General features: G+C 58.0%; 26 protein-coding genes. 21 read left to right on the top strand and 5 right to left on the bottom strand.

The window, feature by feature from the left end:
- The first annotated feature begins 7 nt into the window (after nucleotides 1-7).
- Genes fliO through flhB form a run of 5 tightly spaced genes read left to right on the top strand, consistent with a single transcriptional unit; the run spans nucleotide 8 to nucleotide 3,448 of the window.
- Nucleotides 8-475 (top strand): flagellar biosynthetic protein FliO, encoded by a 468-nt coding sequence (gene fliO / locus MARLIPOL_RS00780; RefSeq protein WP_407638033.1) that lies wholly within the window; start codon nucleotides 8-10, stop codon nucleotides 473-475.
- Nucleotides 476-479: 4 nt separating this feature from the next.
- Nucleotides 480-1,244, top strand: coding sequence for a flagellar type III secretion system pore protein FliP (gene fliP, locus MARLIPOL_RS00775; RefSeq protein WP_012136136.1), 765 nt, complete (start codon nucleotides 480-482; stop codon nucleotides 1,242-1,244).
- A gap of 9 nt (nucleotides 1,245-1,253) precedes the next feature.
- Nucleotides 1,254-1,523 carry a flagellar biosynthesis protein FliQ gene (gene fliQ, locus MARLIPOL_RS00770; RefSeq protein WP_012136135.1) on the top strand — a complete coding sequence of 90 codons (270 nt, stop codon included), beginning with the start codon at nucleotides 1,254-1,256 and terminating at the stop codon, nucleotides 1,521-1,523.
- A gap of 3 nt (nucleotides 1,524-1,526) precedes the next feature.
- Nucleotides 1,527-2,312, top strand: a complete 786-nt coding sequence (gene fliR / locus MARLIPOL_RS00765) for a flagellar biosynthetic protein FliR (RefSeq protein ID WP_012136134.1) — start codon at nucleotides 1,527-1,529, stop codon at nucleotides 2,310-2,312.
- On the top strand, nucleotides 2,312-3,448 hold the full coding sequence (gene flhB, locus MARLIPOL_RS00760; protein WP_012136133.1) for a flagellar biosynthesis protein FlhB: 1,137 nt from the start codon (nucleotides 2,312-2,314) through the stop codon (nucleotides 3,446-3,448). Before fliR ends, flhB begins: the two co-directional genes overlap by 1 nt.
- Before the next feature lie 185 nt (nucleotides 3,449-3,633).
- On the opposite strand, the gene MARLIPOL_RS00755 is transcribed toward flhB, so the two are convergent.
- From MARLIPOL_RS00755 to upp, 3 genes are read right to left on the bottom strand one after another with little or no spacing between them, the layout of a single operon-like run.
- The gene (locus MARLIPOL_RS00755) at nucleotides 3,634-4,488 is read right to left on the bottom strand and encodes a class I SAM-dependent methyltransferase (protein WP_012136132.1); all 855 of its coding nucleotides are present in this window, start codon (nucleotides 4,486-4,488) and stop codon (nucleotides 3,634-3,636) included.
- Nucleotides 4,469-5,725, bottom strand: coding sequence for a uracil-xanthine permease family protein (locus MARLIPOL_RS00750; protein ID WP_012136131.1), 1,257 nt, complete (start codon nucleotides 5,723-5,725; stop codon nucleotides 4,469-4,471). Before MARLIPOL_RS00750 ends, MARLIPOL_RS00755 begins: the two co-directional genes overlap by 20 nt.
- A gap of 2 nt (nucleotides 5,726-5,727) precedes the next feature.
- Entirely contained in the window at nucleotides 5,728-6,366 is a 639-nt protein-coding gene (upp, locus tag MARLIPOL_RS00745) for a uracil phosphoribosyltransferase (protein ID WP_012136130.1), read from the bottom strand.
- A gap of 203 nt (nucleotides 6,367-6,569) precedes the next feature.
- On the opposite strand from upp, the gene flhA reads away from it, so the two are divergent.
- The 16 genes from flhA to MARLIPOL_RS00665 all read left to right on the top strand — a co-directional run bounded on the left by flhA (nucleotide 6,570) and on the right by MARLIPOL_RS00665 (nucleotide 24,122).
- The gene (gene flhA, locus MARLIPOL_RS00740; protein WP_012136129.1) at nucleotides 6,570-8,735 is read left to right on the top strand and encodes a flagellar biosynthesis protein FlhA; all 2,166 of its coding nucleotides are present in this window, start codon (nucleotides 6,570-6,572) and stop codon (nucleotides 8,733-8,735) included.
- Nucleotides 8,736-8,796: 61 nt separating this feature from the next.
- Nucleotides 8,797-10,104 (top strand): flagellar biosynthesis protein FlhF, encoded by a 1,308-nt coding sequence (gene flhF, locus MARLIPOL_RS00735; RefSeq protein WP_012136128.1) that lies wholly within the window; start codon nucleotides 8,797-8,799, stop codon nucleotides 10,102-10,104.
- Between the two features lie 105 nt (nucleotides 10,105-10,209).
- Nucleotides 10,210-11,022 (top strand): MinD/ParA family protein, encoded by an 813-nt coding sequence (locus MARLIPOL_RS00730; protein WP_012136127.1) that lies wholly within the window; start codon nucleotides 10,210-10,212, stop codon nucleotides 11,020-11,022.
- A 31-nt stretch (nucleotides 11,023-11,053) separates the two neighbouring features.
- A complete protein-coding gene (locus MARLIPOL_RS00725; RefSeq protein ID WP_012136126.1) occupies nucleotides 11,054-11,797 on the top strand; it encodes an RNA polymerase sigma factor FliA in 744 nt (247 codons plus the stop codon).
- Nucleotides 11,798-11,971: 174 nt separating this feature from the next.
- On the top strand, nucleotides 11,972-12,355 hold the full coding sequence (gene cheY / locus MARLIPOL_RS00720; protein WP_012136125.1) for a chemotaxis response regulator CheY: 384 nt from the start codon (nucleotides 11,972-11,974) through the stop codon (nucleotides 12,353-12,355).
- A 21-nt stretch (nucleotides 12,356-12,376) separates the two neighbouring features.
- On the top strand, nucleotides 12,377-13,165 hold the full coding sequence (locus MARLIPOL_RS00715; RefSeq protein ID WP_012136124.1) for a protein phosphatase CheZ: 789 nt from the start codon (nucleotides 12,377-12,379) through the stop codon (nucleotides 13,163-13,165).
- Between the two features lie 16 nt (nucleotides 13,166-13,181).
- Entirely contained in the window at nucleotides 13,182-15,272 is a 2,091-nt protein-coding gene (locus MARLIPOL_RS00710; protein WP_012136123.1) for a chemotaxis protein CheA, read from the top strand.
- Nucleotides 15,273-15,305: 33 nt separating this feature from the next.
- Nucleotides 15,306-16,469 (top strand): protein-glutamate methylesterase/protein-glutamine glutaminase, encoded by a 1,164-nt coding sequence (locus MARLIPOL_RS00705; protein WP_012136122.1) that lies wholly within the window; start codon nucleotides 15,306-15,308, stop codon nucleotides 16,467-16,469.
- Nucleotides 16,469-17,209 carry a flagellar motor protein gene (locus tag MARLIPOL_RS00700; protein ID WP_012136121.1) on the top strand — a complete coding sequence of 247 codons (741 nt, stop codon included), beginning with the start codon at nucleotides 16,469-16,471 and terminating at the stop codon, nucleotides 17,207-17,209. The genes MARLIPOL_RS00705 and MARLIPOL_RS00700 overlap by 1 nt, the downstream gene beginning before the upstream one ends.
- Nucleotides 17,210-17,224: 15 nt before the next feature.
- Nucleotides 17,225-18,007 carry a flagellar motor protein MotD gene (gene motD / locus MARLIPOL_RS00695; protein ID WP_012136120.1) on the top strand — a complete coding sequence of 261 codons (783 nt, stop codon included), beginning with the start codon at nucleotides 17,225-17,227 and terminating at the stop codon, nucleotides 18,005-18,007.
- An 87-nt stretch (nucleotides 18,008-18,094) separates the two neighbouring features.
- A complete protein-coding gene (locus MARLIPOL_RS00690; RefSeq protein ID WP_012136119.1) occupies nucleotides 18,095-18,892 on the top strand; it encodes a ParA family protein in 798 nt (265 codons plus the stop codon).
- Nucleotides 18,885-19,628: a chemotaxis protein CheW gene (locus tag MARLIPOL_RS00685; protein ID WP_012136118.1), complete on the top strand. Its 744-nt coding sequence runs from the start codon at nucleotides 18,885-18,887 to the stop codon at nucleotides 19,626-19,628. Before MARLIPOL_RS00690 ends, MARLIPOL_RS00685 begins: the two co-directional genes overlap by 8 nt.
- A 129-nt stretch (nucleotides 19,629-19,757) precedes the next feature.
- On the top strand, nucleotides 19,758-20,246 hold the full coding sequence (locus MARLIPOL_RS00680) for a chemotaxis protein CheW (RefSeq protein WP_012136117.1): 489 nt from the start codon (nucleotides 19,758-19,760) through the stop codon (nucleotides 20,244-20,246).
- A gap of 74 nt (nucleotides 20,247-20,320) precedes the next feature.
- Nucleotides 20,321-20,713, top strand: a complete 393-nt coding sequence (locus MARLIPOL_RS00675) for a DUF2802 domain-containing protein (protein ID WP_012136116.1) — start codon at nucleotides 20,321-20,323, stop codon at nucleotides 20,711-20,713.
- Nucleotides 20,714-20,739: 26 nt separating this feature from the next.
- A complete protein-coding gene (locus tag MARLIPOL_RS00670) occupies nucleotides 20,740-23,016 on the top strand; it encodes an ATPase, T2SS/T4P/T4SS family (protein WP_012136115.1) in 2,277 nt (758 codons plus the stop codon).
- Nucleotides 23,016-24,122, top strand: a complete 1,107-nt coding sequence (locus tag MARLIPOL_RS00665; protein ID WP_012136114.1) for an ATP-binding protein — start codon at nucleotides 23,016-23,018, stop codon at nucleotides 24,120-24,122. The genes MARLIPOL_RS00670 and MARLIPOL_RS00665 overlap by 1 nt, the downstream gene beginning before the upstream one ends.
- Here MARLIPOL_RS00665 and MARLIPOL_RS00660 read toward each other — a convergent pair.
- Together MARLIPOL_RS00660 and fliK are read right to left on the bottom strand one after the other, a co-directional pair.
- Nucleotides 24,113-24,433, bottom strand: a complete 321-nt coding sequence (locus MARLIPOL_RS00660) for an EscU/YscU/HrcU family type III secretion system export apparatus switch protein (RefSeq protein WP_012136113.1) — start codon at nucleotides 24,431-24,433, stop codon at nucleotides 24,113-24,115. The genes MARLIPOL_RS00665 and MARLIPOL_RS00660 overlap by 10 nt on opposite strands.
- The gene (gene fliK, locus MARLIPOL_RS00655) at nucleotides 24,430-25,779 is read right to left on the bottom strand and encodes a flagellar hook-length control protein FliK (RefSeq protein WP_036190244.1); all 1,350 of its coding nucleotides are present in this window, start codon (nucleotides 25,777-25,779) and stop codon (nucleotides 24,430-24,432) included. The genes MARLIPOL_RS00660 and fliK overlap by 4 nt, the downstream gene beginning before the upstream one ends.
- Nucleotides 25,780-25,936 lie beyond the last annotated feature (157 nt).

Genomic DNA, 25,936 nt, shown 5'->3' with positions numbered 1-25,936 from the left:
GGCGCAGATGAGCGGACTCTTCAGCCGGCGCTGGCGCGGCTTCGGCATGGTTGTCCTGGCTGGATTGCTGCCAGTATTGGCACTGGCAGAAGAACCCCCCGTGCGGGAAGAGAGTAATCGGGCTCCGGACACTCTGATCACCATGCTGAGCCTGGGCGGAGGCCTGCTTGCGGTCATTGCGATCATATACGGCTGCGCCTGGATCATTCGTCGCATGAATGGTATGACCGGCATGAACAACCAGGCCATCAAGGTGGTTTCCGTCATGGCTTTGGGCGCCCGGGAACGTATCGCCCTGATCGACGTGGGTGGTACGCAGATACTGGTGGGCATCACCCCTTCCGCCATCCGCACCCTGCACGTGTTTGACGAGCCGGTCGTTACCCCTGGCCAGGGCTCTTCCAGTGACTTTGCCCGCCGCCTGCAGGGCATGATTGGCAAGTCCTGGAACGCTCCATCATCGAAGGAAGGCTGACCCGATGATTCCGGTTTACCTGAAGCGATGCCTTTACCTGACACCCCTGATTCTGTTGGCGGGCTGGAGTCCGGCGGTATTCGCGGACCTTCCCGGCATTCCCGCGTTTACCATGACTCCGGGCGAGGAGCAGGGTGTGCAGGAGTATTCCGTTACCCTGCAGATCCTGGCGCTGATGACCGCGCTGACGTTTCTGCCAGCCATGTTGATGATGATGACGTCGTTCACCCGCATCATCGTCGTGTTTGCCATCCTGCGTCAGGCCCTGGGGTTGCAAGCGACTCCGTCCAACCAGATTCTCTTGGGGCTGGCCCTGTTCCTCAGTATCTTCATCATGAAACCAGTACTGGAAGAGGCAAACCGGGTTGGCCTGCAACCCTATATGACCGAAGAGATTACCTCGCTGGAAGCGGTCGAACGCGCCAGCATGCCGTTCCGCCAATTCATGTTGGGCCAGACCCGGGAAAGCGACCTCGGGCTGTTTATGCGTATTGCGGACGAACAGTATGATTCGCCGGAGGATGTGTCCTTCTGGGTGCTGTTGCCCGCGTTTGTCACCAGCGAGCTGAAAACCGCCTTCCAGATTGGCTTCATACTGTTTATTCCCTTCCTGATCATCGACATGGTCGTGGCCAGCGTGCTGATGGCCATGGGCATGATGATGCTGTCACCGATCATTATCTCGCTGCCGTTCAAGATCATGCTCTTCGTCCTGGTGGACGGCTGGGCGTTGATCATGGGTACATTGGCCGCCAGTTACGGGATATAGGAGCCGCGTATGACCCCGGAAACCGTCATAGACATCGTCCGTGAAGCGTTGTGGATGATCGTGTTGTTGTCTGGCGTCATCATCGGCCCTGGCCTGGTGATCGGTCTGGTGGTCAGCACCTTCCAGGCCGCTACACAGATCAACGAACAGACCCTCAGTTTCCTGCCGCGACTGATGGTTACCCTGATCGTCATCATCGCCGCCGGCCCGTGGATGTTGACCAAACTGCTCGATCACGCGGAAGGCTTGATAACCAGCATTCCCTACCTGATTGGCTGATTGATGATACCGACCGAAATCAGCGCTGACCTGATCGGCCAGTGGGTTGGACAGCACCTTTGGCCCCTGTTTCGCATCGCGAGTTTCCTGATGGTCGTCCCCATCTTCGGCACTCAGTTGGTACCGGCCAGAGCACGCCTGGGGCTGGCCCTGCTCATCACCATCCTCATCGTGCCGTTGCTCCCGCCGGCACCCCAGGTGGAAGCATTCAGTGCCGACGCAGTGGTGATCACCCTGCAACAAATTCTCATCGGCGTGGGCATGGGATTCGCCATGACCGCTCTGTGGCAACTCTTCGTCGTCGCCGGCCAGATGATCGCCATGCAAATGGGCCTGGGCTTCGCCTCCATGGTCGACCCCGCCAACGGCGTCAACGTCCCGGTGCTATCCCAGATCTACACCATCACCATCACCCTGCTGTTCCTCGCCATGAACGGCCATCTGGTGATGTTCGAAATTTTCATCGAAAGCTTCCGGACGCTGCCTGTCGGCTTTGAAGGCCTGGGTCAGGTCGGGGTCTGGGAACTGGCACACCGCGTCAGCTGGATGTTCGTGTCCGCCATGCTGCTCGCATTACCCGCGGTCTCCGCCGTTCTGATCGTCAGTATTGCGTTCGGCGTGATGACCCGAGCGGCCCCTCAGATGAATATTTTCGCCCTGGGCTTTCCAATTGGCCTGATTTTTGGACTGTTCTCCATATGGGTGCTGCACGCCAATTTTCTGCCGCACTTCGAACAGTACACTCGAGAAACCTTTGAGTTCATGCGGAACCTGCAAGGGCAGCCCTGATGGCTGAAGAAAACGACAACAGTCAGGAAAAAACGGAAGAGGCCACCCCCCGAAGGCTGGAAAAAGCCAAGGAGGACGGCCAGACCGCCCGTTCGAAAGAGCTGGCCACCATGGCCGTGCTGATGGCCGGTGCTGGCGGCCTGCTGATGTTTGGCGCCAGCCTGGGCGCCTCCCTCGAAAACATCATGCGCGACAGCTTCGTCCTGGAACGCTCCGCCATCTTCGATACCCGCCACATGAGCATACAGCTCCTGGCCTCCGCCAAAGAAGCGGCACTTGCCCTGTCACCGATCCTGATCCTGCTCCTGGTTGCCGCCATCGCCGGCTCCATCGGTATCGGCGGCCTGTTGTTCAGCGGCAAAGCCATAGCGCCCAAGCTCAACCGCATGGACCCGATCAAGGGCCTGAAACGCATGTTCTCCCTGCGGTCGGTGATCGAACTGGTCAAGGCCATCCTGAAAGTGGGGCTGGTGCTGGCACTCGCTATCCTGATCCTCAATCTGCGGACAGACGATCTGCTGAGCATTGCCGAGGAACCTGCGATCCCGGCCATGGAGCATGTACTCTGGACCCTGGGATGGACCTTCTTCTTCCTGTCTGCCGCGACTATCATCATCGCCGCCATCGATGTGCCGTTCCAGATCTTCGATCACCAGAAGAAACTGCGCATGACAAAGCAGGAGGTGAAAGACGAGTTCAAGGACACCGAAGGTAAGCCGGAAGTGAAGGGCCGTATCCGCCAACTGCAACGTGAAATGGCCCAGCGCCGGATGATGCAGGACGTGCCGGGCGCCGATGTGGTCATCACCAACCCGACCCATTATGCCGTGGCCCTGAAGTATGACCAAAAATCCATGGCGGCGCCGATTGTGGTGGCCAAGGGCGCTGATGAGATGGCGTTCAAGATCATGGAGATTGCCCGCGAGAACAAAGTCGAGATTCTGAGAACGCCGCCGCTGACCCGGGCGGTGTATCACAACACCGAGGTCGGGGGAGAGATTCCCGATGGCCTCTACATGGCCATTGCCCAGGTGCTGGCCTACGTCTTCCAGCTGCGGCAGTTCCGCAAGGGGCGCGGTGACCGGCCCGGTATACCGGACTTTCCGATTCCGCCGGATATGCGGCGGGATGTTTGAGCTTGTTTTCGTAGCCTGATGGTTGTGGGGTAGGGTGGTTGTGGTTGCCCCCTCCCAAAAACCGCTACGAGCACATCCATGTGCGCTTCTCTCCGGCCATCCATGGCCTCCGAAATTTTTGGGAGGGGGCAACCACAACCACCCTTCACCGAAACCGTCAGGCTACAAGATCAAAAAGCCCAAACTCAGACCCGAGCACCAATAACCCGAACCATAGGATCATGCCGGCTTTCAGGGATTGGCAGCAGGCCGTAGAACTCGCTGGGGTTGTAGACGCGAACGGAAGGGAACCCGCTGGCCTGGAAGTGGTTTCGCGCCTGCTGGTCATCGTCGAAGTGGAAGCTGACCTGGCTGCGTGTCATGGTGCCCAGGAGGCCTCCGAGGGTTTTGAGGGAAGAACGTAGCAGCGGTTGCTTTGGCATCAGGTAACTTTCTGAGAGGTACACCGAACCGGGGCGGTCAGCCAGGATTTTGGCCAGGCGTTTCCAGAATTCGGTGATGACTTCCAGGGAGAAGTAGCTGGTCAGCCCCTCGGTGACGACCACTATAGGTTTGGTGTTGTTGAAGGTGCGGGCGACTACGGCTTCCAGGGTGTTCTCGCCGCTGTCGGCCAGGATATCAATGGGGGTGACCTGGTGTTGCTCGCCGAGGTGACCTGCCGCCAGGAGGCGGGCCGCTTTGCGGGCGGCCATGTCGGGCAAATCGGCTTCGACCATTTTGATGCCTGGGTGTTTCTCCCGCAATCGGATGCCTCTGGGGGACATGCCGCAGGCGATTTCCAGTACCTGGTCGACGTCGTCTTCCTGAATCGCCTGGTCGATCAAATGGTCGATGATCAGGTGCCGTTGCAGCAGGAAGGTGCGGATGTTGCCGCCGATGGCCGCCTTGCTGGCGGTTTCGAAGGGGCTCATCAGGTGATAGAGCCAACGACCCTGTTCGGTGGTCAGGACGTCATCGGACAGCCCGTTCCGGTGCCAGACGGCACCGGTGTAGAGGGCGGTAAAGCTGATGCCGGAACTGTCAGTCGGCTTTTTGCTCATAGATGGCCTTTCCCCAGGCTTCACGTGTGCCTGGCAGTATCAGGTTAAGGGCAACCGCCACCACGGCGCTCAGGGCAATGCCTTCGAACTGGCCGATGGCCATGCCGCCGATGCCGAACACCAGGGTGATGGCAACGATCACCAGGTTGCGCGACTGGGACAGGTCGACCTGGTGGCGGATCAGGGTATTCAGGCCGACCACCGCAATGGAGCCGAACAGCAGGCAGAGGATGCCGCCCATTACCGGTACCGGGATGGTTTGCAGGGCCGCGCCGAATTTGCCGACGAAGGCCAGGGTAATCGCAATGATCGCGGCCCACCACATCACTTTCGGGTTGAAATTGCGGGTCAGTACCACGGCGCCTGTGACTTCCGAGTAGGTGGTGTTGGGTGGTCCGCCCAGCAGGGATGCAGCGCTGGTGGCCAGGCCGTCACCCAGCAGGGTGCGGTGCAGGCCAGGCTTTTCCAGGTAGTTCTTGCGGGTCACGTTGCCGATGGCAAGGATGTCGCCAATGTGTTCAATGGCCGGTGCAATAGCCACCGGGATCATGAACAGGATGGCGCTCCAGCTGAAGGCCGGTGCGACAAAATTCGGAACGGCGAACCAGGGTGCCTCGCGCACGGGCGTCAGATCCACGACGCCGGCAAAAGCGGAGAGGGTATAGCCGACGATCACGCCAAACATGATAGGAATCAGGCGGAAAATGCCTTTTGCCCACACCGACATGATGACGGTCACCACCAAGGAAATCATCGCAATCCAGATGGCTGTGTCATAGGGCACCAGTTCAGCGGCGCCGTCGCCACTACGACCCGAGGCCATATGCACAGCCACCGGCGCAAGCCCCAGGCCGATCACCATGATGACTGGGCCGATCACCACGGGTGGCAGCAGCCGGGTAACGAATCCGGTACCGCGAAGCCGGACAGCACCGCTCAGAATGATATAGAGAATACCTGCAGCCATCAGGCCGCCCATGGTTTCTTCCAGGCCGAAACGGCCCTTGGCAGCTATCACCGGGGCGATAAAAGCAAACGAGGAGGCAAGAAAGATGGGAATTTGACCGCCGGTAACGATGTGGAAGATCAGCGTGCCGAGGCCGGCAGTAAACAGGGCGACGTTGGGATCGAGGCCGGTGATCAGTGGCATCAGCACCAGCGCGCCAAAGGCCACCAGCAGCATTTGCGAGCCCGCTATAGCCTGCTTCCAGATCGGGTCGTTGGTGTGATCCTGCATGTTCAGACGTCCTTCTGCTTGGTGCCGAAAATTTTATCGCCGGCATCGCCAAGTCCGGGCAGAATATAGCCTTTCTCGTTGAGGCGCTCGTCAATTGAGGCCGTATAGATAGAAACGTCCGGGTGCTTTTCCAGGACTTTCTGAACGCCTTCTGGGGCCGCTACCAGAATCAGCGCGCGAATCTCGGTGCTACCAGCCTTCTTCAGCAGATCGATGGTCGAGATTAGTGAGCCGCCAGTGGCCAGCATCGGGTCGATAATCATGGCCATACGCTGGTCCAGCTCGCCCACCAGTTTTTCCAGGTAGGTACTGGCTTCCAGAGTTTCTTCGTCACGAATCTGGCCCACCACACTGACGCGGGCACCTGGAATGAGGCTGAGGACGCCGTCCAGCATGCCCATGCCAGCGCGGAGAATTGGCACGATGGTGACTTTTTTACCCTGGATCTGTTCGATTTTGACCGGGCCGGCCCAGCCCTCGATGGTTTTCTCCTGCAGGGAGAAGTCCTGGGTGGCTTCGTAGGTCAGCAGGGCACCAACTTCCTGTGCCAGTTCACGAAAATTCTTGGTGCTGATATCCGCGCGGCGCATCAGGCCGAGCTTGTGGCGGATCAGGGGGTGTTTAACCTCGTGGATTGGCATGGTGGTCACCTATGTCTGTCATCTGTCGGCTGTGTCGGAATGGCGCAAGGATACCGTATCTGGAAGGTCGCGTCAGGCACTGGGATGTGAAATCCCGTAAGGGGTGGTACGGATCTTGCGATACCCCTGCAAACGACGCATTGGCGTCATATTTTCGACCCATTGAGCGCCTTCAGGCACAGCCACGTGGAGAGTTTCCGGGCATGGACAGAGCTTTAGTCCTGAACAACGTCAAATCCCTGACGCGGGGAAACCTTGGTATACCCATCATGCTGATGGGCTTGCTGGGCATGATGATACTGCCGATGCCGGCGTTCATGCTGGACGTTTTCTTCACATTCAACATCACCTTGTCGATTGTGATCCTGCTGGTGTGTGTCTACGCCTTGCGGCCAATGGAGTTTGCGTCCTTTCCGACGGTGCTGCTGGTGGCGACCCTGTTGCGCCTGGCGCTGAACGTTGCCTCCACGCGGATTGTGTTGCTCAACGGCCACGAGGGCGGTGATGCCGCCGGTAAGGTGATTGAGTCCTTTGGTGCGGTGTTGATCGGCGGCAATTACGCCGTCGGCCTGGTGGTGTTCGCCATTCTGATGATCATCAACTTCCTGGTGGTGACCAAAGGCGCTGGCCGGGTGTCGGAGGTCAGCGCGCGCTTTACCCTGGATGCCATGCCCGGCAAGCAGATGGCCATTGATGCCGATCTGAACGCCGGCCTGATCAATCAGGAGGAGGCCAAGCACCGTCGTTCCGAGGTTGCCCAGGAGGCGGATTTCTACGGTTCCATGGACGGTGCCAGCAAGTTCGTCAAAGGCGATGCGGTCGCCGGTCTGCTGATTCTGGCCATCAACCTGATTGGTGGTATCGCCATCGGCATGTTGCAGCATGGTCTGGATTTCGGGACCGCCACACAGAACTATGCCTTGCTGACCATTGGTGATGGTCTGGTGGCACAGATCCCGTCGCTGCTGCTGTCGACGTCTGCCGCGATTATGGTGACTCGGGTTACGTCCAGTCAGGACATGGGGGGGCAGATCCTGCAGCAGATGTTCAGTGCGCCCAAGGCGCTGTCCATCGCAGCCGCGATCCTGATTATTCTGGGGCTTATTCCCGGGATGCCGCATGTGGCATTTCTTGGTCTGGGGATCATTGCCGCAGTAGCCGCTTATCTTATCTGGAAGCGTGAACGCCAGACTATCGAAGAGGAAGGTGTGTTCCCCGTTCGTGGTGGTATGCAGCCGGCGGGGCGTGATCTGCCGCCTGGTGGAGATGGTGGCGATCATGGTCAGGCCTTGCCAGCGCCCGGCGAAACCCGGGAGTTGGGCTGGGATGACGTTGCCACCGTCGACATTGTGGGGCTGGAAGTAGGTTATCGCCTGATTCCGTTGGTAGACAAGTCCCAGGGCGGCCAGTTGCTGAGTCGTATCAAGGGGGTACGCAAGAAGCTGTCTCAGGATCTCGGATTCCTGATGCCGTCGGTACACATCCGTGACAACCTGGATCTGATGCCCAACGTCTATCGCATTACTCTGATGGGGGTGACGCTCGCCGAGGCGGAAATTCATCCCGATCGTGAACTGGCCATCGACCCGGGCCAGGTGTTCGGCAAGATCGAGGGGATTGCCGGCAAGGACCCGGCGTTTGGCCTGGACGCCAGCTGGATTGAGCCGGAAAAGAAGGACCAGGCACAGACCCTCGGCTATACAGTTGTAGATGCCAGTACGGTGGTGGCCACCCATCTCAATCAGGTGTTGCAGAAACACGCCCATGAACTGCTCGGCCACGAAGAAACCCAGAAGTGGCTGGACCAGTTGGAAAAGGTTTCTCCCAAGCTGGCTGAAGAGCTGGTACCGACCACCATTTCCATCAGCTTGCTGCTGAAGGTGCTGCAGAATCTGCTCAAGGAAGAAGTGCCTATTCGTGATATGCGCTCGATTGCGGAGTCTATCGTTAACGTCCATCCCAGGAGTCAGGACCCGAAACTGTTGACGACGGTAGCCCGTCAGGCGCTGCGCCGTATGATCGTTCAGAGTATCTGTGGCAATGAGCAGGAAATTCCGGTTATTACCCTGGATCCAGACCTGGAACAGTTATTGCTGAAGTCAGTTCAACAGAGTCAACAATCCGGCGGTCAGGAAGACATAGGGCTGGTGCTGGAACCGAACATGGTGGAGAAACTGCAGCGATCCCTGCAGGAGAGTGTCCAGCGCCAGGAAATGCTGGGCAAGCCAGCGATTCTACTGGTGTCAGGCCCATTGCGACCGGTGCTGGCGAAGTTTGCCAGCTATGGAGTTGAACGGTTGCACGTACTGTCATACCAGGAAGTTCCGGATAACAAACAGATCACCATTGTGGCGTCGGTCGGCCAGTAACGGCGGCGGATGACAAAGCGGACAGCGCAGGCACGGCGTTGCCGGTGGAGGATGAGGCATCATGAAAGTAAAACGTTTTTTTGCTCAGAGCATGGCAGAGGCATTGAAGCAGGTGCGGGAACAGATGGGCCCGGACGCCGTGATTCTCTCCAATCGCCGGGTGGATGGTGGCGTCGAAATTGTGACGGCACTGGACTACGACGAAAATATGGCGCGTCAGCGCTTGGGTGACAAAGCCCGGGAAGCCACCAATGGGTCCCGTTTGGCGGAAATGCAGGCGGAACAACATCGCCACCTGGAAGATGAGCTTGGGCGTTCCCGGGATCGTATCCGTGAAGTCCGTGAAAAGCGGGCAGGCATTGGCAACGGTTATGCCAACAATACGGCTCTCATTGAGGATTCGGCGCTGGGGCTTGAGTCCCCCGAGGTGGAATCCGGTTATGTGCCGGCACCAGCCGGTGGAACCTCGAGGGGGTATTCCGACGAGCTGGCGCAGATGCGTGCAGAGATCAGCTCGTTGCGGGATCTGATGGGAACCCGCGCTCAGGAGCCGAAGAAGCCTGCGTCCAACGCTGTCCAGCAACGGCTTTCCGAGCGCCTGCAGGAATTTGGATTAGGGTTTGAACTGGCCAGCTCCCTGTCCCGCCGACACAATGGCGGGCGCCTGGAAGATGGCTGGAAACAGTCACTGAAAATGCTGGCTACCGGTGTGAAAACGTCCCGCACCGAATGGCTGGATCAGGGCGGTGTTTTTGCTTTGGTGGGACCCACCGGGTCTGGTAAAACCACGACCATCGGCAAGCTGGCCGCGCGCCATGTGCTCCGCCATGGCGCCGACTCCCTGGCCCTGGTCACCACCGATCGCTACCGGGTAGCCGCTCATGAGCAGTTGTTCGTGTTTGGCCGCATCCTCAACGTGCCGGTCAGGGTGGTTGATGAGAGCCACTCCCTGGACGATATTCTGGACGAATTGTCCGATCGTCACCTTGTGTTGATTGATACCGCTGGTCTCACCAGCTCTGACAAGGGCTACGAGCAGCAATTGTCAGAGCTGGCCCGAAGCCATCACAAGATTCGGCCCCATCTGGTTGTATCGGCTACCAGCCAGCCACGCATCATGAAATCCGTTTGGCATTGCTATAAGATGGCTAATCTAGCGGGCTGTGTGATGACTAAAATAGATGAGGCCCTTACCCTGGGCGAGTCTTTGGGATTTGTTATGGAGTCAGGCCTGCCCGTGGCCTATTACACGGACGGCCAGAAGATTCCTGAAGATTTGCATCACGCTGAAGCCGTGCCGCTGGTTCGACTGGCGGTGGAGCGGCTGAAAGCGCTCCAGCAACAACAGGCGGTGGCAGAGGGGGCCTGAACATCATCCCCGACCGTACCGGATGACGGAGTATCCGGCGTGCAACAGGCGCCGTTGAATGACAACTGAGCCTTCGGTTAAACGTGGCGAGAGACAAAACCAAGTATGAGTAAACCACATCCGGTACAGGTGATTGCAGTTTCCGGCGGAAAGGGCGGCGTTGGCAAGAGCAACGTTTCGGTCAATCTGGGAATTGCCCTTGCCCAGAAGGGACGTCGTGTCGTGTTGCTGGATGCCGATCTTGGCCTGGCCAATATCGATGTTCTGCTGGGAATTACCGCCAACCGTAACCTGTCGGATGTGCTGGCAGGAGATTGCGACCTGAAGGACGTTCTGGTTGACGGCCCGGGGGGGATCAAGATCGTCCCGGCCTCTTCGGGCACCCAGCGTATGACCCAGCTCAGCGCCATGGAGCACGCTGGTTTGATCAATGCCTTTAGCGAACTCGGCGACCAGATCGATGTGCTCATTGTGGATACAGCGGCGGGTATTTCCGAATCGGTGGTCAGTTTCCTGAGAGCATCACAGGAGCTGCTTCTGGTGGTTTGTGATGAACCGACTTCCATTACCGACTGTTACGCCCTGATCAAGTTGATGAACCGCGATTATGGGACGAACCGTTTCCGTATTCTTGCCAACCAGGTGCGTAATGATCAGGAAGGAAAGCATCTTTTCGAAAAACTGACCCGAGTCACTGAGCGGTTTCTTGATGTAGCACTACAATATGTGGGTATCGTGCCTTACGACGAAGCCGTCAAGAAAGCGGTGCAGCGGCAGAAGGCGGTTCTGGAAGCTTACCCCAGGGCAAAAGCATCACTGGCGATCAGGGCACTGGCCGATAAAGTCGATAACTGGCCGTTACCGTCATCACCCCGCGGACACCTGGAGTTTTTTGTAGAGCGGCTCGTCGAAGTCTGAAATTGATCCTGTCACTATAAAAACCGGATGCATGACATTGGCGAAACACCTGGGAATCTATCAGAAAACTGGCGTCAAGGGCGCTTCCCGACTTGTTGAAGAGCATGCCCCGCTGGTCAAGAAGATCGCGCTGCACCTGATGGCCAGATTGCCGGCTTCGGTCCAGCTTGAGGATCTTATGCAGGCCGGCATGATCGGGCTGCTGGAGGCTGCGCAGAGGTATAGCTCTACCAAGGGCGCCACCTTCGAAACCTATGCCGGTATCCGGATCCGTGGCGCCATGGTGGATGAAATCCGCAAGGGTGACTGGGTACCCCGTTCTGTTCATCGCAATGCCCGCCGTATTTCCCAGGCCATCAAAGCTGTTGAAGATCGTTTCGGTCGTGAAGCTCAGGATCAGGAAGTCGCTGACGAGTTGGGAGTGGAGCTTGCCGAGTACCATTCCAGTCTGAGTGATGCCAACAGTGGCAGACTTTTTAGTCTTGATGAGCTCAATGAATCCGGGGATCTGCCGTTAGAAGAAGCAGAGGCCAGTGATAATCCCCTGGATGACATTACCTCCGATGCGTTCAAGCGAAGTCTGGCGCAAGCCATCGAAGAGTTACCCGAGCGGGAAAAACTGGTGCTCAGCCTGTATTACCAGGAGGAGCTTAATCTCAAGGAAATCGGCGCTGTTCTTGGAGTGAGTGAAAGCCGTGTCAGTCAGATACACAGTCAGGCCGCACTGAGACTTCGTGGGCGTCTGACTGGCTGGCACCGCGAAGCGACTGACTAGCAGGCCGGGAATCTGCCGGTTCAACGTGTACTGAGGTTGGCCATCTGTAGCTTTTGGTAACCGACGCTTTACAACTGGGGCAATCCCCACACAATAAGCGGTAAATCCGCCGGCCTGCCTGATTATTGGCAGAAAGATAAAACGTATTCCGGGTGTTACAAACTGGAGGTCCCTTTGGACAAGAACATGAAAATCCTCATTGTGGACGATTTTTCCACAATGCGACGGATCATCAAGAACCTTCTGCGTGATCTGGGATTCACCAATACCGACGAAGCCGACGACGGCAACACAGCGTTGCCCATGTTGCAGAGTGGCAAGTATGACTTCCTGGTGACTGACTGGAATATGCCAGGCATGTCCGGGTTTGATCTGCTGAAAGCCGTTCGTGCTGATGAAAACCTGAAAACCCTTCCGGTTCTCATGGTCACTGCGGAAGCAAAGCGGGATCAAATTGTGGCTGCCGCACAGGCAGGCGTGAATGGCTATGTGGTGAAGCCGTTTACCGCAGCCGTACTCAAGGAGAAGATTGAAAAAATCTTCGAGCGAATCCAGTAACCCAAGGTCGGATGGGCTCTCATGAGTGATAGCAACAACAAGAACCCGCAAGGCCTTGATCCTGAGGTGACGGAAAAACTCCGCGCACAGGCTAACGAGCTGGTTGAGCACGTCAATGCCGGTGACTATGCCCAGGCGATGACCCTGATCAATGATCTCAGCGAGGTTCGGGATCAAAGTCTGTACCGGGAAGTTGGCCGACTCACCCGCAGCCTCCACGAGGCGATCCGTAATTTCCAGATCGACCCGCGTAATGCGGAGCAGCAGGAAGCCCTGTCGAAAATGACCGATGCTTCCGACCGGCTGGAATACGTTGTACAGATGACCGGTCAGGCGGCCAACCGCACCATGGACCTGGTCGAGGAAACCATGCCCAGGGCGCATGTGATTCGGGATGAGGCTGCGGCCCTGCGAGACGAATGGCAGCGTCTTCGTCGTCGGGAAATGCAACCAGCGGAATTTCGTGATCTCTATGGTCGGATAGACCGGTTCTTTGTCACGCTGACCGAGGATGCCGACACGATTTATAACAACCTGTCTGAAATCCTGTTGGCGCAGGACTTCCAGGATCTGACCGGTCAGGTGATTCAGAAGGTCACTAATCTGGTGAAGGAAGTTGAAGAGCATCTGTTGAGCCTGGTGGTCATGGCCAGCCATGTCGATCAGCTGACAGGCACCGTGCATGAAATTGAGTCAGCGGAAGTGTCCGCCGAACAGGGTGTCGGCCCCCAGATGAACGCTGAAGAGCGTGAAGATGTCGTATCGGGTCAGGACGATGTTGATGATCTTTTGTCCAGTCTCGGTTTCTGAATGAAGAGGGTAACCCATGGCGTTTGATGCCGATGAAGAGATCCTGCAGGACTTCCTGGTTGAAGCAGGCGAGATACTCGAAAAACTGTCCGAGCAGTTGGTGGATCTTGAGCAGAATCCGGACGACAGTGATCTCCTCAACGCCATTTTCCGTGGTTTCCATACGGTAAAAGGGGGCGCGGGCTTCCTTCAGCTCGACGCTCTGGTCAACTGTTGTCACTCTGCTGAGAACGTCTTCGACACCCTTCGCAATCACAAGCGCAAGGTGGATTCGGAGTTGATGGACGTGGTGCTGGAAGCGCTGGACAACGTCAATGCGATGTTCGAGCAGGTGCGTAATCATGAAGAACTGACGCCGGCTCCTGGTCAGCTGATCAAAGCCCTTGATGCCCTGGCGGAGCCAGCTGGCAGTGTCCCGGCGGCGGTGCCAGAGCCTCAACAGCCGGAACAGATCGGCGTAGGGCATGGTGAGGATCATGGTGACATCACCGACGACGAGTTCGAGCAACTTCTGGATGCGTTGGGTAACGGCAGTGAGCAATCCGGTTCGGTTCCCGATCAGGAAGCAGACTCCGGATCGCAGGGAGAAAACAGTGTCTCCGGGGACGAGATTACCGATGACGAATTTGAAGCCCTGCTGGATCAACTTCATGGCAAGGGGCAGTTTGCGGGCGCGCCTGCGGAAGAGGACGGTGCTGAGCCAGATGCGGATACCGGCGATCAGACAGAAAAAAGTAGTGGCGACCTGATCACGGATGATGAATTTGAAAAGCTGTTGGATGACCTCCATGGCAAGGGTGGCAGCCCAACAACTGGCAGTGGCCAGGAGGCGGTGGCCAGAGAGCCGAAACCCGGGCCTGAGGCCCCGAAGCCTTCGGACAAGCCTGAACAGCCCGAGAAGGCCGAGACGAAACAGCCTGCGACAGCAGCAAAAGAGCAGGGGCCTGCTGCCGAGACTACTGTCCGGGTCGACACCAAACGCCTGGATGACATCATGAATATGGTGGGGGAACTGGTGCTGGTTCGTAACCGCCTTCAGCGACTTGGTGCGCAAAGCGACGACGAGCACATGCAAAAGGCGGTTTCCAATCTGGATGTGGTCACCACTGACTTGCAGTCGGCTGTTATGCAGACGCGGATGCAACCGATCAAGAAAGTCTTTGGCCGTTTCCCCAGGGTAGTGCGGGATCTTGCCCGCAGTCTCAAAAAAGAAGTCAGTCTGGTCATGCACGGGGAAGACACCGACCTGGATAAGAATCTGGTGGAAGCTCTTTCAGACCCGCTGGTGCATCTGGTTCGTAACTCTGTGGATCACGGTATCGAGGCGCCGGATGTCCGTGAAAAAGCCGGTAAGCCCCGCACCGGCACAGTCACCCTCAATGCGGAACAGGAGGGCGATCATATCCTGTTGTCCATTGAGGACGATGGTGCCGGTATGGATCCCGAAGTGTTGCGTCGCAAGGCGGTCGAGAAAGGGCTCTACGACCAGGACGCGGCAGACAGGCTGACAGAAAATGAGTGCTACAACCTCATCTTTGCCGCCGGATTTTCGACCAAGGATCAGATCTCGGATGTGTCTGGTCGTGGTGTGGGTATGGACGTAGTGAAGACCAAGATTGGTCAGCTGAATGGTCAGCTCAATGTGGAGTCAGAGCTGGGCAAGGGCTCGCGAATCGTGATCAAGGTACCGCTGACCCTGGCCATCATGCCGACATTGATGATCATGTTGGGGGATCAGTCATTTGCACTGCCTCTGGTCAACGTTGTGGAAATCTTCCATTTGGACCTCTCCAAAACCAATGTTGTGGACGGACGTGAATGCATCGTGGTGAGGGACAAGGTTTTCCCGTTGTTCCATATAAAACGCTGGTTGGTGAGAGGCGCCAGTGAACCCGAATCGGACAATGCCCATGTTGTGATTGTGGCAATGGGAACAAGGCAGGTGGGGTTTGTGGTGGACCAGCTCATCGGTCAGGAAGAAGTCGTTATCAAGCCTTTGGGACGTGCGCTTCAGGGGACGCCAGGTATGGCGGGCGCCACCATTACCGGCGACGGGCGAATTGCCCTGATTATTGACGTTCCCAGCCTGCTTCAACAATACGGTTGAGGCCTACGGGCAGCCTCGGTTTAGGAGAATTGGATGACAGTTTCTGTCCTGGTTGTTGATGATTCAGGGTTTTTCCGAAAGCGCCTGACGGAAATCCTGACTGCATCCGGTCAGATCAACGTTGTTGGCGTGGCCACCAACGGACGGGAAGGAGTGGAACTGGCTGAGAAGCTGCGCCCCGACGTTATCACCATGGACTACGAAATGCCGGTAATGGACGGTATTTCCGCGGTGCGGGAAATCATGAAGCGTCACCCGGTGCCTGTATTGATGTTCTCGTCACTGACTTACGAAGGCGCCCGGGTCACCCTCGATGCGCTGGAAGCCGGTGCCGTCGATTTCCTGCCCAAGAACTTTGAAGAAATTGCCCGGGATTCCAGTCAGCTGCAGAAAATTCTGGTTGGCCGGGTCCTGGATGTTGCTGGTAGCCGCCCGGGTGCCAAACCCTTGGGCGCGACACGTCCTCAGCCTGCGGCAACAGCAAAACCCGCTCCGCGCCAGGAGCGGCAATCACCGCCAGTTCGTCCCCGCCCGGATGTACAGTCGGCGTCATCGCGCCGCTCTCCGGTGGAGCCGGCTCCCGATACGGCGGCGCCCAGGCCGCCATCCCGTCGGTCACCAGCCAGGCATTACAGTGTGGTGGCAATCGGCACTTCCACAGGTGGGCCGGTTGCGCTGCAGCGGGTACTCACAGCATTACCGGCTGACTTCCCAGCGCCGATCGTATTGGTTCAGCACATGCCGGCCAGTTTTACACCTGCGTTCGCCGAGCGTCTTAACCGGTTGTGCAGCATAGACGTGCGGCAGGCGGAAGAAGGGGACGTACTCCGGCCCGGTCTGGCACTGTTGGCACCGGGGGGGCAGCAGATGATGATCGAGAACCGTAGCGGCCAGGCCCGTGTGCGAATTCTGCCGGGGGATGACCGTCTCAATTACAAGCCATGTGTGGACGTGACGTTTGGCTCACTGGCCCGCAGTTTTCCCGGCAAGACTCTGGGCATTATCCTTACGGGCATGGGGTCGGATGGCAAGGAAGGTTGCCGTCTGATGAAGCAGAGCGGGTCTGTTATCTGGTCTCAGGACGAAAAATCGTCGGTGATATATGGCATGCCGATGGCCGTGGCCAAGGCGGGCCTGCCCGATGAGGTATTGCCGCTCAACGACATTGGCCCCAGGTTGGTCGAGGGTGTGAGCTGATGGATATTCTCAGCCTGCTGGGTATCATCCTCGCGTTTGCCGCCATTCTGGGAGGGAATCTGCTGGAAGGTGGGGCCCTCAGTTCATTGTTTAATGGCCCGGCGGCCCTGATTGTTATTGGCGGCACGCTGGCGGCGACCATCCTGCAAACGTCCTGGCCGCTGCTTAAAAGAGCTTTTATTCAGGCTCGCTGGGTATTTGTGCCGCCTTATGTCAGCCTGGAAGATGGCATTGGCAAGGTCATCGACTGGAGCGTCAAGGCCCGGAAACAGGGTCTTCTCGGGCTCGAAGGGCTGGCTGAAAAGGAGCCGGAACGATTCGCCCGCAAGGGGCTCCAGTTGTTGGTTGATGGTGCCGAAACGGAAACAATCCGCAGCATCATGGAAGTGGACCTGGATTCCCGTGAACAGCGAGACCTGGAATCGGCACGGGTTTACGAAGCCATGGGCGGCTATTCACCGACCATTGGTATCATTGGGGCTGTGATGGGGCTGATTCAGGTGATGACCAATCTGGAAGACCCCCAGTCTCTCGGTAGCGGTATCGCGACAGCGTTCGTAGCCACCATCTACGGTGTGGCACTGGCAAACCTGCTGTTTTTCCCTGTTGCCAACAAGTTGCGTGGCATTGTCCGGGAGCGCACCCGTTATGAAGACATGATGATCGACGGCATCATTGCCGTCGCCGAAGGGGAGAACCCGAAATCCATTGAATTACGGCTGCGGGGCTTCCTGCAGTGATATTCAGGCGGTTATATGCGGCGTCGTAGGCAGCCTCAGGACGACCTTCATAATAAGGAACGCTGGCTGGTGTCCTATGCCGATTTCATTACCCTGCTGTTCGCTTTTTTTGTGGTGATGTATTCGGTTTCGTCAGTCAATGAAGGCAAGTACAAAGTACTGTCGGAAACCCTGACAGGCGTTTTCAATGCACCGCAACGTTCCTTCCAGCCCATCGAGGTAGGCGACCAGCCCCTGCGGTCTGGCGCCGCGCAGTCCGATGATATTATTGCGCCAGCCGTTACCGAAGCACCTCGCAATCCGGACATCAGCGAAGAAGGCAGAACCGAAGCCCTGCGGGCTATGGCTGATCAGCTGGCCCTCGAGTTCGATGAGTTGATCAACCAGGGCGTCGTTACGCTGGAGAGTAGTGAGCGCTGGCTGGAACTGAATCTTCCGGACAGTCTGTTGTTCAGCAGTGGTTCCGCAGAACCCCACTATGATGGTTTTGCTGTGGTGGAGAAGATTGCGGGCGTTCTGCGTGACCGGGATAACGCCGTCAAGGTTGAAGGTTTCACCGATAACCGTCCTATCCGGACCAACGCCTATCCTTCCAACTGGGAATTATCGGCTGCCAGGGCGGCGGCGGTGGTGCGTATGCTCACCATGGAAGGTGTGGAGCCCGAGCGCCTGGCCGCGGTAGGTTACGGGTCGCACCAGCCTGTCGCCCGCAACGATACCGAGGAAGGCCGGCGCCGCAACCGGCGAGTGGTGCTCCTGATTTCCCGTGATGCGAGTGTTCGCGGTGCGATGAGGTGACCGATGACGTTCAAGTTAAGGAGGGCGCTGCCGATATTATCTGGTGTGGTGTCGGTAATCTGGGGATAGACAAGTGGAGAGCATAACGTGCGAATCTGGGCCGTAGCCAATCAAAAAGGCGGTGTCGGAAAAACCACCTCGGTGGTGACACTGGCCGGGCTGTTGGCCGAGCGTGGCAAGCGGGTTCTCGTGGTGGATCTGGACCCTCATGGGTCGCTGACCAGTTGGTTCGGTTACGATCCCGATACTATCGCCGTGAGTGTCTTTAACCTGTTTCAGCATCAGGGCAAGGTACCAGACGGCCTGGCGGCCCAGCTGATTACAGAAACCAGCTGTAAGGGCGTTTCGTTGCTGCCCGCCAGTACGGCCCTGGCGACGTTGGAGCGCCGCATGGTTGGCGTGGAAGGCATGGGATTGATTATTTCCCGGGCGCTGGCGCAGCTCTGGGATGATTTCGATTACGTCATTCTCGACAACACCCCGTCTCTGGGCGTATTGATGGTGAATGCACTGGCGGCTGCCCAGCACCTGATTATTCCGGTGCAAACCGAGTTCCTGGCGATCAAGGGGCTTGAACGGATGCTGCATACCCTGCAAATGATCATGAAGTCCCAGAAAAACGAACTCGCCTACACCATCGTTCCGACGATGTTCGATCGGCGTACCCAGGCATCCACCAAGAGTCTTAATCTTCTGCGTAAAACCTATCCGGACACGCTGTGGCGGTTTGCCATACCGGTGGACACCAAGTTCCGGGATGCCAGTCAGGGTGGGGTGGTGCCGTCCTCGCTGGATTCCGGTACCCACGGCGTCAGGGCTTACACTCACCTGTTGAATGACTTGTTGGCACGCACCGGTGCGGATCGGGAGCGTAAGCATGGCTGACGATAAATTGACAAAGCTGGCGGATCCCGCCAGCGCGATTGCCAGTTATCTTGACGATCTTTTGCATACTGCGACTGATACCGCGCAGAAGGAAGAGGTGGCTGCTGTCGACGTGAGTTCCGAACCGCAACCGGTAACGGAGCCGATCGTTGAGCGGCAACCGACTCGCGCCCCGGACCCGGCACCGAGACCTGTTGTCAGGAAACCGACGCCGAAGGTTGAAGTAAGTCAACCCGAACCGGAACCCGAGTCAGCATCGCCGCCATCTCGCCCGGAGTGGTCCGAGCAACCGTTCGAGTGTCTGATTTTTACCGTGGCGGGCCTGCAACTGGCGGTCCCGTTGATATTGCTGGGTGCGATACACCGGATTGAGGAGGGCATCAAGCCCATTCCCGGCAGTCCGCGGTGGTACATGGGCATTCGCGTGGATCGCGATCACAACCTGCGGGTGGTGGATACCGCGGAATGGATCATGGCCGGGCGTGCGCCTGCCAATGCCCGTGACAACTACCGCTTTGTCATTCGGCTGGATAACAGTGACTGGGGGCTGGCTTGTGATGACGTTGCCCAATCCTTCACCCTGAAGCCGGATGAGGTGCGTTGGCGCACGGCTCGCAGCAAACGTCCCTGGTTGGCGGGGACCGTGGTTAACCATATGTGCGCCCTGATTGACGTGCGCACCATGGCCAATCTGTTGGTTCGGGCAGAGCGCGAGCATCACCTGGATCTGAGTTAATAAGCGGTTACTGAATGAAACCGTGCTGTGCTGGCACGGTTTGTGCCCTTAACTATAGTATTGGGCACTGATGATGATTTTTTGACGATCAGGTTGCCCGCCGGGCAGCCCAATAGGAGATTCAACGCTATGGCAGCCCCAAGCGGACAACAAAATCAGGCCCAGGACGATCAGGTACTGCAGTACGTGACCTTCCGACTGGATGATGAGACCTACGGTCTGAATGTCATGCAGATCCAGGAAGTGTTGAGATACACCGAAATTGCGCCGGTCCCGGGTGCGCCGGACTATGTTCTCGGCATCATTAACCTGCGGGGCAATGTGGTTACGGTGATCGATACCCGGCGCCGCTTCGGTCTGGCAGAGTCAGAAGTGACCGATGCAACGCGGATCGTGGTGATGGAGTCGGCGAACCAGGTGATGGGTATTCTGGTGGACTCGGTTGCCGAGGTGGTGTACCTGAAAGCCAGCGAAATTGAAACCGCACCGAACGTGGGTAACGAAGAAAGTGCCAAGTTTATCCAGGGCGTGTGCAATAAGGATGGCGAACTGATCATTCTGGTCGAGTTCGACAAGATGTTGTCTGACCACGAGTGGGCAGAAATCGCGTCACTGTAATCCCGGACACAGTTGCCGGTGCAAGTTGACATGATGGACGCCCCGGTGGTTCAACCGAGCTGAGGACGTTCATCATGTTTGCAGAATACTCTTCCCTGATCCCGTGGTTGCTGACGACGGTCGCCTTCGTTCTGGTGGCTGTGCATGCGATATTGCAAGGTCGCGAGATTCGCCAACTCAACGCTCGTCTTAAAGAACGGTGTGACATCCTCGGGCGTGAACTACATGCCACGGCCAGCGGCAGCATGGGGGTTGGTCAGCGTCTCGTGACGTGCGAGCGCCAGCTGCACGAGCTTCGTGGCACCCTGGACGAGATGCGTCAGAACGATCCCCTGCGAATTTCATACGATGAAGCCTCAAGACTGGTTGATCTCGGTGCGGATATCGACGATCTTATGAACACTTGTGGCATTTCCCGTCCTGAAGCCGAATTGGTTTCCGCATTGAGAAAACGGCAGGCCGCATAACCCTGTGATGTTATGGATGCTGTTGCATGAAGTATGTCTACCAGAGGGCCCGTGAGGCCCTCGCTGCAGTTCCCCGCCATGATTTTGTTGCCGGAGCGGATCTGGTTCATTCCATTACCGGTCATTCCATTCCCAGAGAAGAGACGGTTCGCCACATCCTGGCGGTCATGCCAGAAGTGGAGCCCGACCAGCGGGTCATGCATGTTGGGGGTGGTTCCGGGTATCTGACAGCCGTGTTTGCGAAGTTGGCCCATCAGGTCATCTACGTGGACAAGGATGTGCCAGTCGCGGACGCTGCAAGAGACCGTTTTCAGCACCTCGGTCTGCATAACATTGAGGTGATCGCATCGTCACTGGAGGGCGGATTTGAGCTGGACACCCCCTGCGACACCATCGTTTGCACCACGTTCACGGTAAACCGCGACAGTGTGGGGCAGTACCTGGTGGAGGGCGGTCACCTGATCTGTCTGGAGGGCCGTGCCGGTCCAGTGCCAAGCCTGGCCATGTTCGTGCGCGAGGCGGGTAAGCTCGAACGTGTGCGAACACTGGGTTGGGTTGACTTTAATCGTAACTCTGAGCAGGTGCTTATCGATCTCGGGATGGTGGATGAGAAGACCCTCGCATCGGCGAAGATTGAAGCTGCCGCTGAGAATCGGCGTTTGCTGGACGTGCTGAGACAAAAGCTGAACCTGGAGGAGACCGAACTGTACCGGTCTCTGGCGAAGCAGCGGGGGATGACACTGATCGATGCGGATCAGTTGCTGCCGAAACTCGAACCGGAACTGTTCCGACGCTTTTCCCGCACCTTCCTGGACCTTTCCCGACTGATCCCTGTTGCGTCTCACGACGGGGTGTTGACTCTTGTGACTGACGATCCGGATGCCCGTACTGACCAGCTCGAGCGCATGAGTCCTGACCAGGAGATCGAATGCCTGCTGGCGACGCCGACGGATTTTCGTCGTATCTGGTCGTCTCTGGATCTGACCGTCAAGGGGAGCCGGTTTGTCGCAGACCACGCCTCTACGGAAGCTGGATCGCACTTGAATGATGGCAGTGCGCGGAACGATGTTCTGGGTAAAGGGGACGACTCTATCAGCCCCTACCTGGTCTCCGTCTATGAAGCTATTTTGCTGGACGCAGTCAGCGAGAGAGCCAGTGACATCCATATCGAGCAATACGGTGATCGGGTCCGCATTCGGTTGAGGGTCGACGGCGATCTTCACGAACTGCCTCAATACCAGCTATCCCCGCGGGAGATAAAGGGCGTTATAAACGTCATCAAACTGCGCGCTGAGCTCAATATCGCCGAGCATCGTTTGCCTCAAGGGGGGCGCTCCCGTTTACAGCTCGGAAAGGTGAAGTACGATCTGCGAATCCAGACCCAGCCGTCTCTCCATGGTGAGCATGCGATCATTCGTCTGCTGCCCCAGACCGGGAGGGCGATGTCTATCGCGGACCTGGGAATATCACAGGTCATCGGCGCCCGTTATCAGCGCTTGCTGAACAATCCGGCCGGTCTGCTGCTAGTGGTCGGGCCAACGGGGTCGGGTAAGTCCACCACGCTGTATGCTGGTTTGCAGAACCTGGCCGACGATGGCCGGCGCAAAGTGATTACCGTTGAAGATCCCATTGAGTACGCCATAGATAATGTCCAGCAAACCCGGGTGCGATCAGAGATTGGTTTTGGTTTTGCGGACGCCATGCGGGCGTTTGTGAGGGAGGATCCGGACGTAATCCTGGTCGGTGAGATCCGCGACCATGAGACTGCGCTGGAGGCCATTCGGGCCTCCCAAACCGGGCATGTGGTGCTGTCGACCCTGCACTGTAACGACGCAGTGGACTCACTTCAGCGGCTCTACGATCTGGGTGTGCATCCGAATTCTATCGCGGGTGAACTGATGGCGGTGATTGCCCAGCGCCTGGCCAAGCGCATCTGTACCCATTGCCGCCAGCCCGCGGAACCGGACCCAACCATTCTGGCGGAGCTGTTTCCGGAGGGGGCGCCGGCGAACTTCCGCTGTTATGCGGGGCAGGGTTGTGACAATTGCAATGGCAGCGGTACCCATGGCCGGGTGGCCGTTGTTGAGTACATGGAGGTGGATGCGGATATCCGCAATGCTATTTCCAGCCAGCCCCCCATCGGCGAGTTACGCTGGCGGGCGCTGGATGCCGGGTTGATTACCATGCGTGACAGTGCTCTGGATCATGTTATCGAGGGTATTATCCCCTTGTCCGAAGTGCCCCGTATTTTGCCCCGTGAACGCATGGCTCCGGAAATCCGGGGCGGCAGGAGGAGCGTCTGATGGCTGAACGTCCGCAATCGACCCGCAGAGCCCAGCGGGATCCGGCCGAGGTCAGTTATGCCGATGAACTGAACCGGTTGATCGGGCAGGATCGTGGCCCCGTGCCGCCAGGCTGGCGCATGTCCCCCCGGGCTGTGGAGGCGTTTGTGCTTGGGGACGAGTCGCTGGGTATTGAGCGTAAGTTTGTGGCCGACCGGGCCATTGTCCGACGAATCGTGGTTTCATTGTGCACTGATCGTGGTTGCCTCCTGGTGGGAGAGCCGGGTACGGCCAAATCCTGGTTGTCCGAGCTGATTGCGGCGGCGGCTTCCGGTAGCTCGACCCTGACATTGCAGGGTGGCGCCGTGAACCAGGTGGGGCAGCTGTTGTACAGCTGGAATGAGGCCATCCTGCGTAGTGAAGGTCCGTGTATTAAAGCCCTGGTGCCCAGTCCATTGTTGCGGGGCATGATGGAGGGGCGGCTGGTTCGATTTGAGGAAATCGCCCGGTGTCCACAGGGGTTGCAGGATGCATTGCTGTCCGTGCTGTCGGACCGAGTGGTGGTTATTCCGGAACTGAACGGCGAAGAGGGTGTAGTGTTTGCCCGTGAGGGCTTTAACGTTCTGGCCACCTCAAACAGCGTAGACGAGGGTGTCCACGTGATGAGTGCCGCTCTGAAAAGGCGTATGGACTTTGAAGAGATCCGACCCATCCGTCGTGTTGAGGATGAAATGGAGGTGGTGCTGCGGGAAGTTCAGAAACACAATCTCAAGGCCGGCATCACGGTGGAAGTGGACAGGCGGGTCATCGAGGTTCTGGTGGCCATGTTCCATGAGCTGCGCAATGGGCAATCGGTGGACGGGCGCAGCACTGATCGCCTTGCCGGCTCAGCCCTGTCTACGGCGGAGGCGGTCTCGGTCGCCCATGCGGCCAGTCTGAATGCCTGGTACTTCGGTGGTGGCACCATAACGATGGAACACCTGATGCACCATATTGTCGGTTCTGCGCTCAAGGATCAGCCGGACGACCGACGGCGCCTGCGCCATTACTTTGAAACCGCTGTGTCTCCGCGAGAAGGGGAAAACTGGCGGGAGGCCTGGTCACTTCGATCCCTGATTCAGGAGTAAGGGGTGTCCTGACCTCTCGTGTCTGGTTTTCCGGCATCTTCGGGGGTTTTGCCTTGCAGGTTGAACGCGAAGGCGAGGATTTCCGCAATGATCTGATAGAGCGTTTCCGGAATTTCCTCGTTCAGCTCCAGTCGTGCCAGTATGCTGGCCAGTTCCGGGTTCTCGTAGAGCGGAACATTATGCTCCCGGGCAATGCGAATGATCTCTTCGGCCAGCTCATGGGTGCCGGTCGCCGCAATGGTGGGCGCTTTTTTGCCATCGTACTTCAGCGCCACCGCGGCTGGAGATGAATGTTGATCGCCCTGTTTCATGCCTTGGTATCCACCAGTCGATGTTCCAGTCGTGTGGTTGAGCCCTGGGGGCTGCCACGACGGCAGTCCAGATCGGTCACCTCAAGCCCCAGCTCGGACAGGCTCTGACGCAGCGTAGGTAGTTCCTGTTGGACCTGCCTGAGTGTGCTTTGCTTTTCCGCCCAGACTCGCGCGGATATCTGTTCTTGTCGCAGGGCCACGTCAAAGTGCACCGGGCCGGCGTCATCCAGATCCATCGCCAGAGAAAGCCGCCACTCGGCGATACTCGCGGCCCTTTTTTTGCCGGCAGGGTCGCCTTCGGGATTCTCGTGTTCGATGCGTAGCTGGGCAATCCTGGGTTCGTTCTGGGGTGTCACCCAGGGCAACTCCAGGAGTAGGGTGGAGACCGGCGCCGGGGTGTCTGCCGTGGTGCGAGTCGACAGCACCTGACTGTGAAGCTGGTTGACGGTAATCCGGTTCAGCATTCCCGCCAGCAGTCGTAGCATCTGGCCCACGGTGGGAGGTTCCGCAGAGCTCTGTGGTGCCGGGGGTGTTAATATGTTGGGAAATTGCAGGGGGGCCTGGACCAGCTCCGGGGTGGCAAGAGGGGTCAGTCGGTTGAACTGTTCCGGGCCGCTTCCCTGCTGGCTGAGCAGGGCGGTTATGATTCGCCCGAGGGCCAGTTTCAGGTCTGGTAGCGTGGGCTCCCGACTCTGGGCGAGTCGTGCTTCGGCAAACAGGCCGCTTTCAGCGATCCACTGGCGCACCTGTAGTCCCGCCTCGGTCGCACTGCCGGATGTGGCAAGGCTGGTCGTGCCCGGTAGGCGATTAACCAGCTGCTCAATCGCCTGGCGCACCGACGGTGCCAACGGTTGCGGTGTCTGGGCGGACGGTAAGGTCGTCCCTGCTGGCTCCTGCCGAGTGCCTTGGGCGAGCGCCGAGAGCATCCGTGCCAGCCCACCCTCAATGCTTTGTTGCCATGGCAGCCGCTGTGCCAACGCACGGGCAATGCCGGCTTCTTGCGTCTGCGCCAGTTTTCCCATCAGTTGCAGCTCATTACCGGCGCGCATGACCTTGACCCAGTCCCCGGTCTCCAGAGTGGTGTCCCCGATGGCGGCTTGAACGGTCAGGCTGCGCCCCCGCACGTCCAGCATTAATTGCTGTGCGGCGCCCTGTTGCCGGTTGAGTACTTCTGCGACGCGGGCTAGGGCAACTTCCCGGTTGGCAAGCTGTAACTGGTCCAGCTGCTGCCTGGCCGAAACCGCAGTGGAAGCCGGCAGTTGCGGGTCTCTGGCGGCTCCGCTTGCGGGCAATCTGGTTTGTTCGCCAGAAGGCGGCGGTGTTGGGTTACCGTTTGGTAATTTCATCGGCGCTGATTTGATTCTCGGCAAGAGTAATCATGACACGGTTTCGTTATAATACGCCGCGCTGGTAACTATTGCCTGTCTGAAATCTCTGAACTCCCGTTAATACTTTGTATCTGGCGGGGGCAGAATTGAATGTCCACAACGCCGGTCTACCCCC

The sequence above is a fragment of the Marinobacter lipolyticus SM19 genome (assembly GCF_000397065.2).
In the GTDB taxonomy this organism is placed as follows: Bacteria; Pseudomonadota; Gammaproteobacteria; order Pseudomonadales; family Oleiphilaceae; genus Marinobacter; species Marinobacter lipolyticus.
Note: the sequence above shows the minus strand (reverse complement) of the source record. Positions and strands in the feature narration are given on the sequence as shown.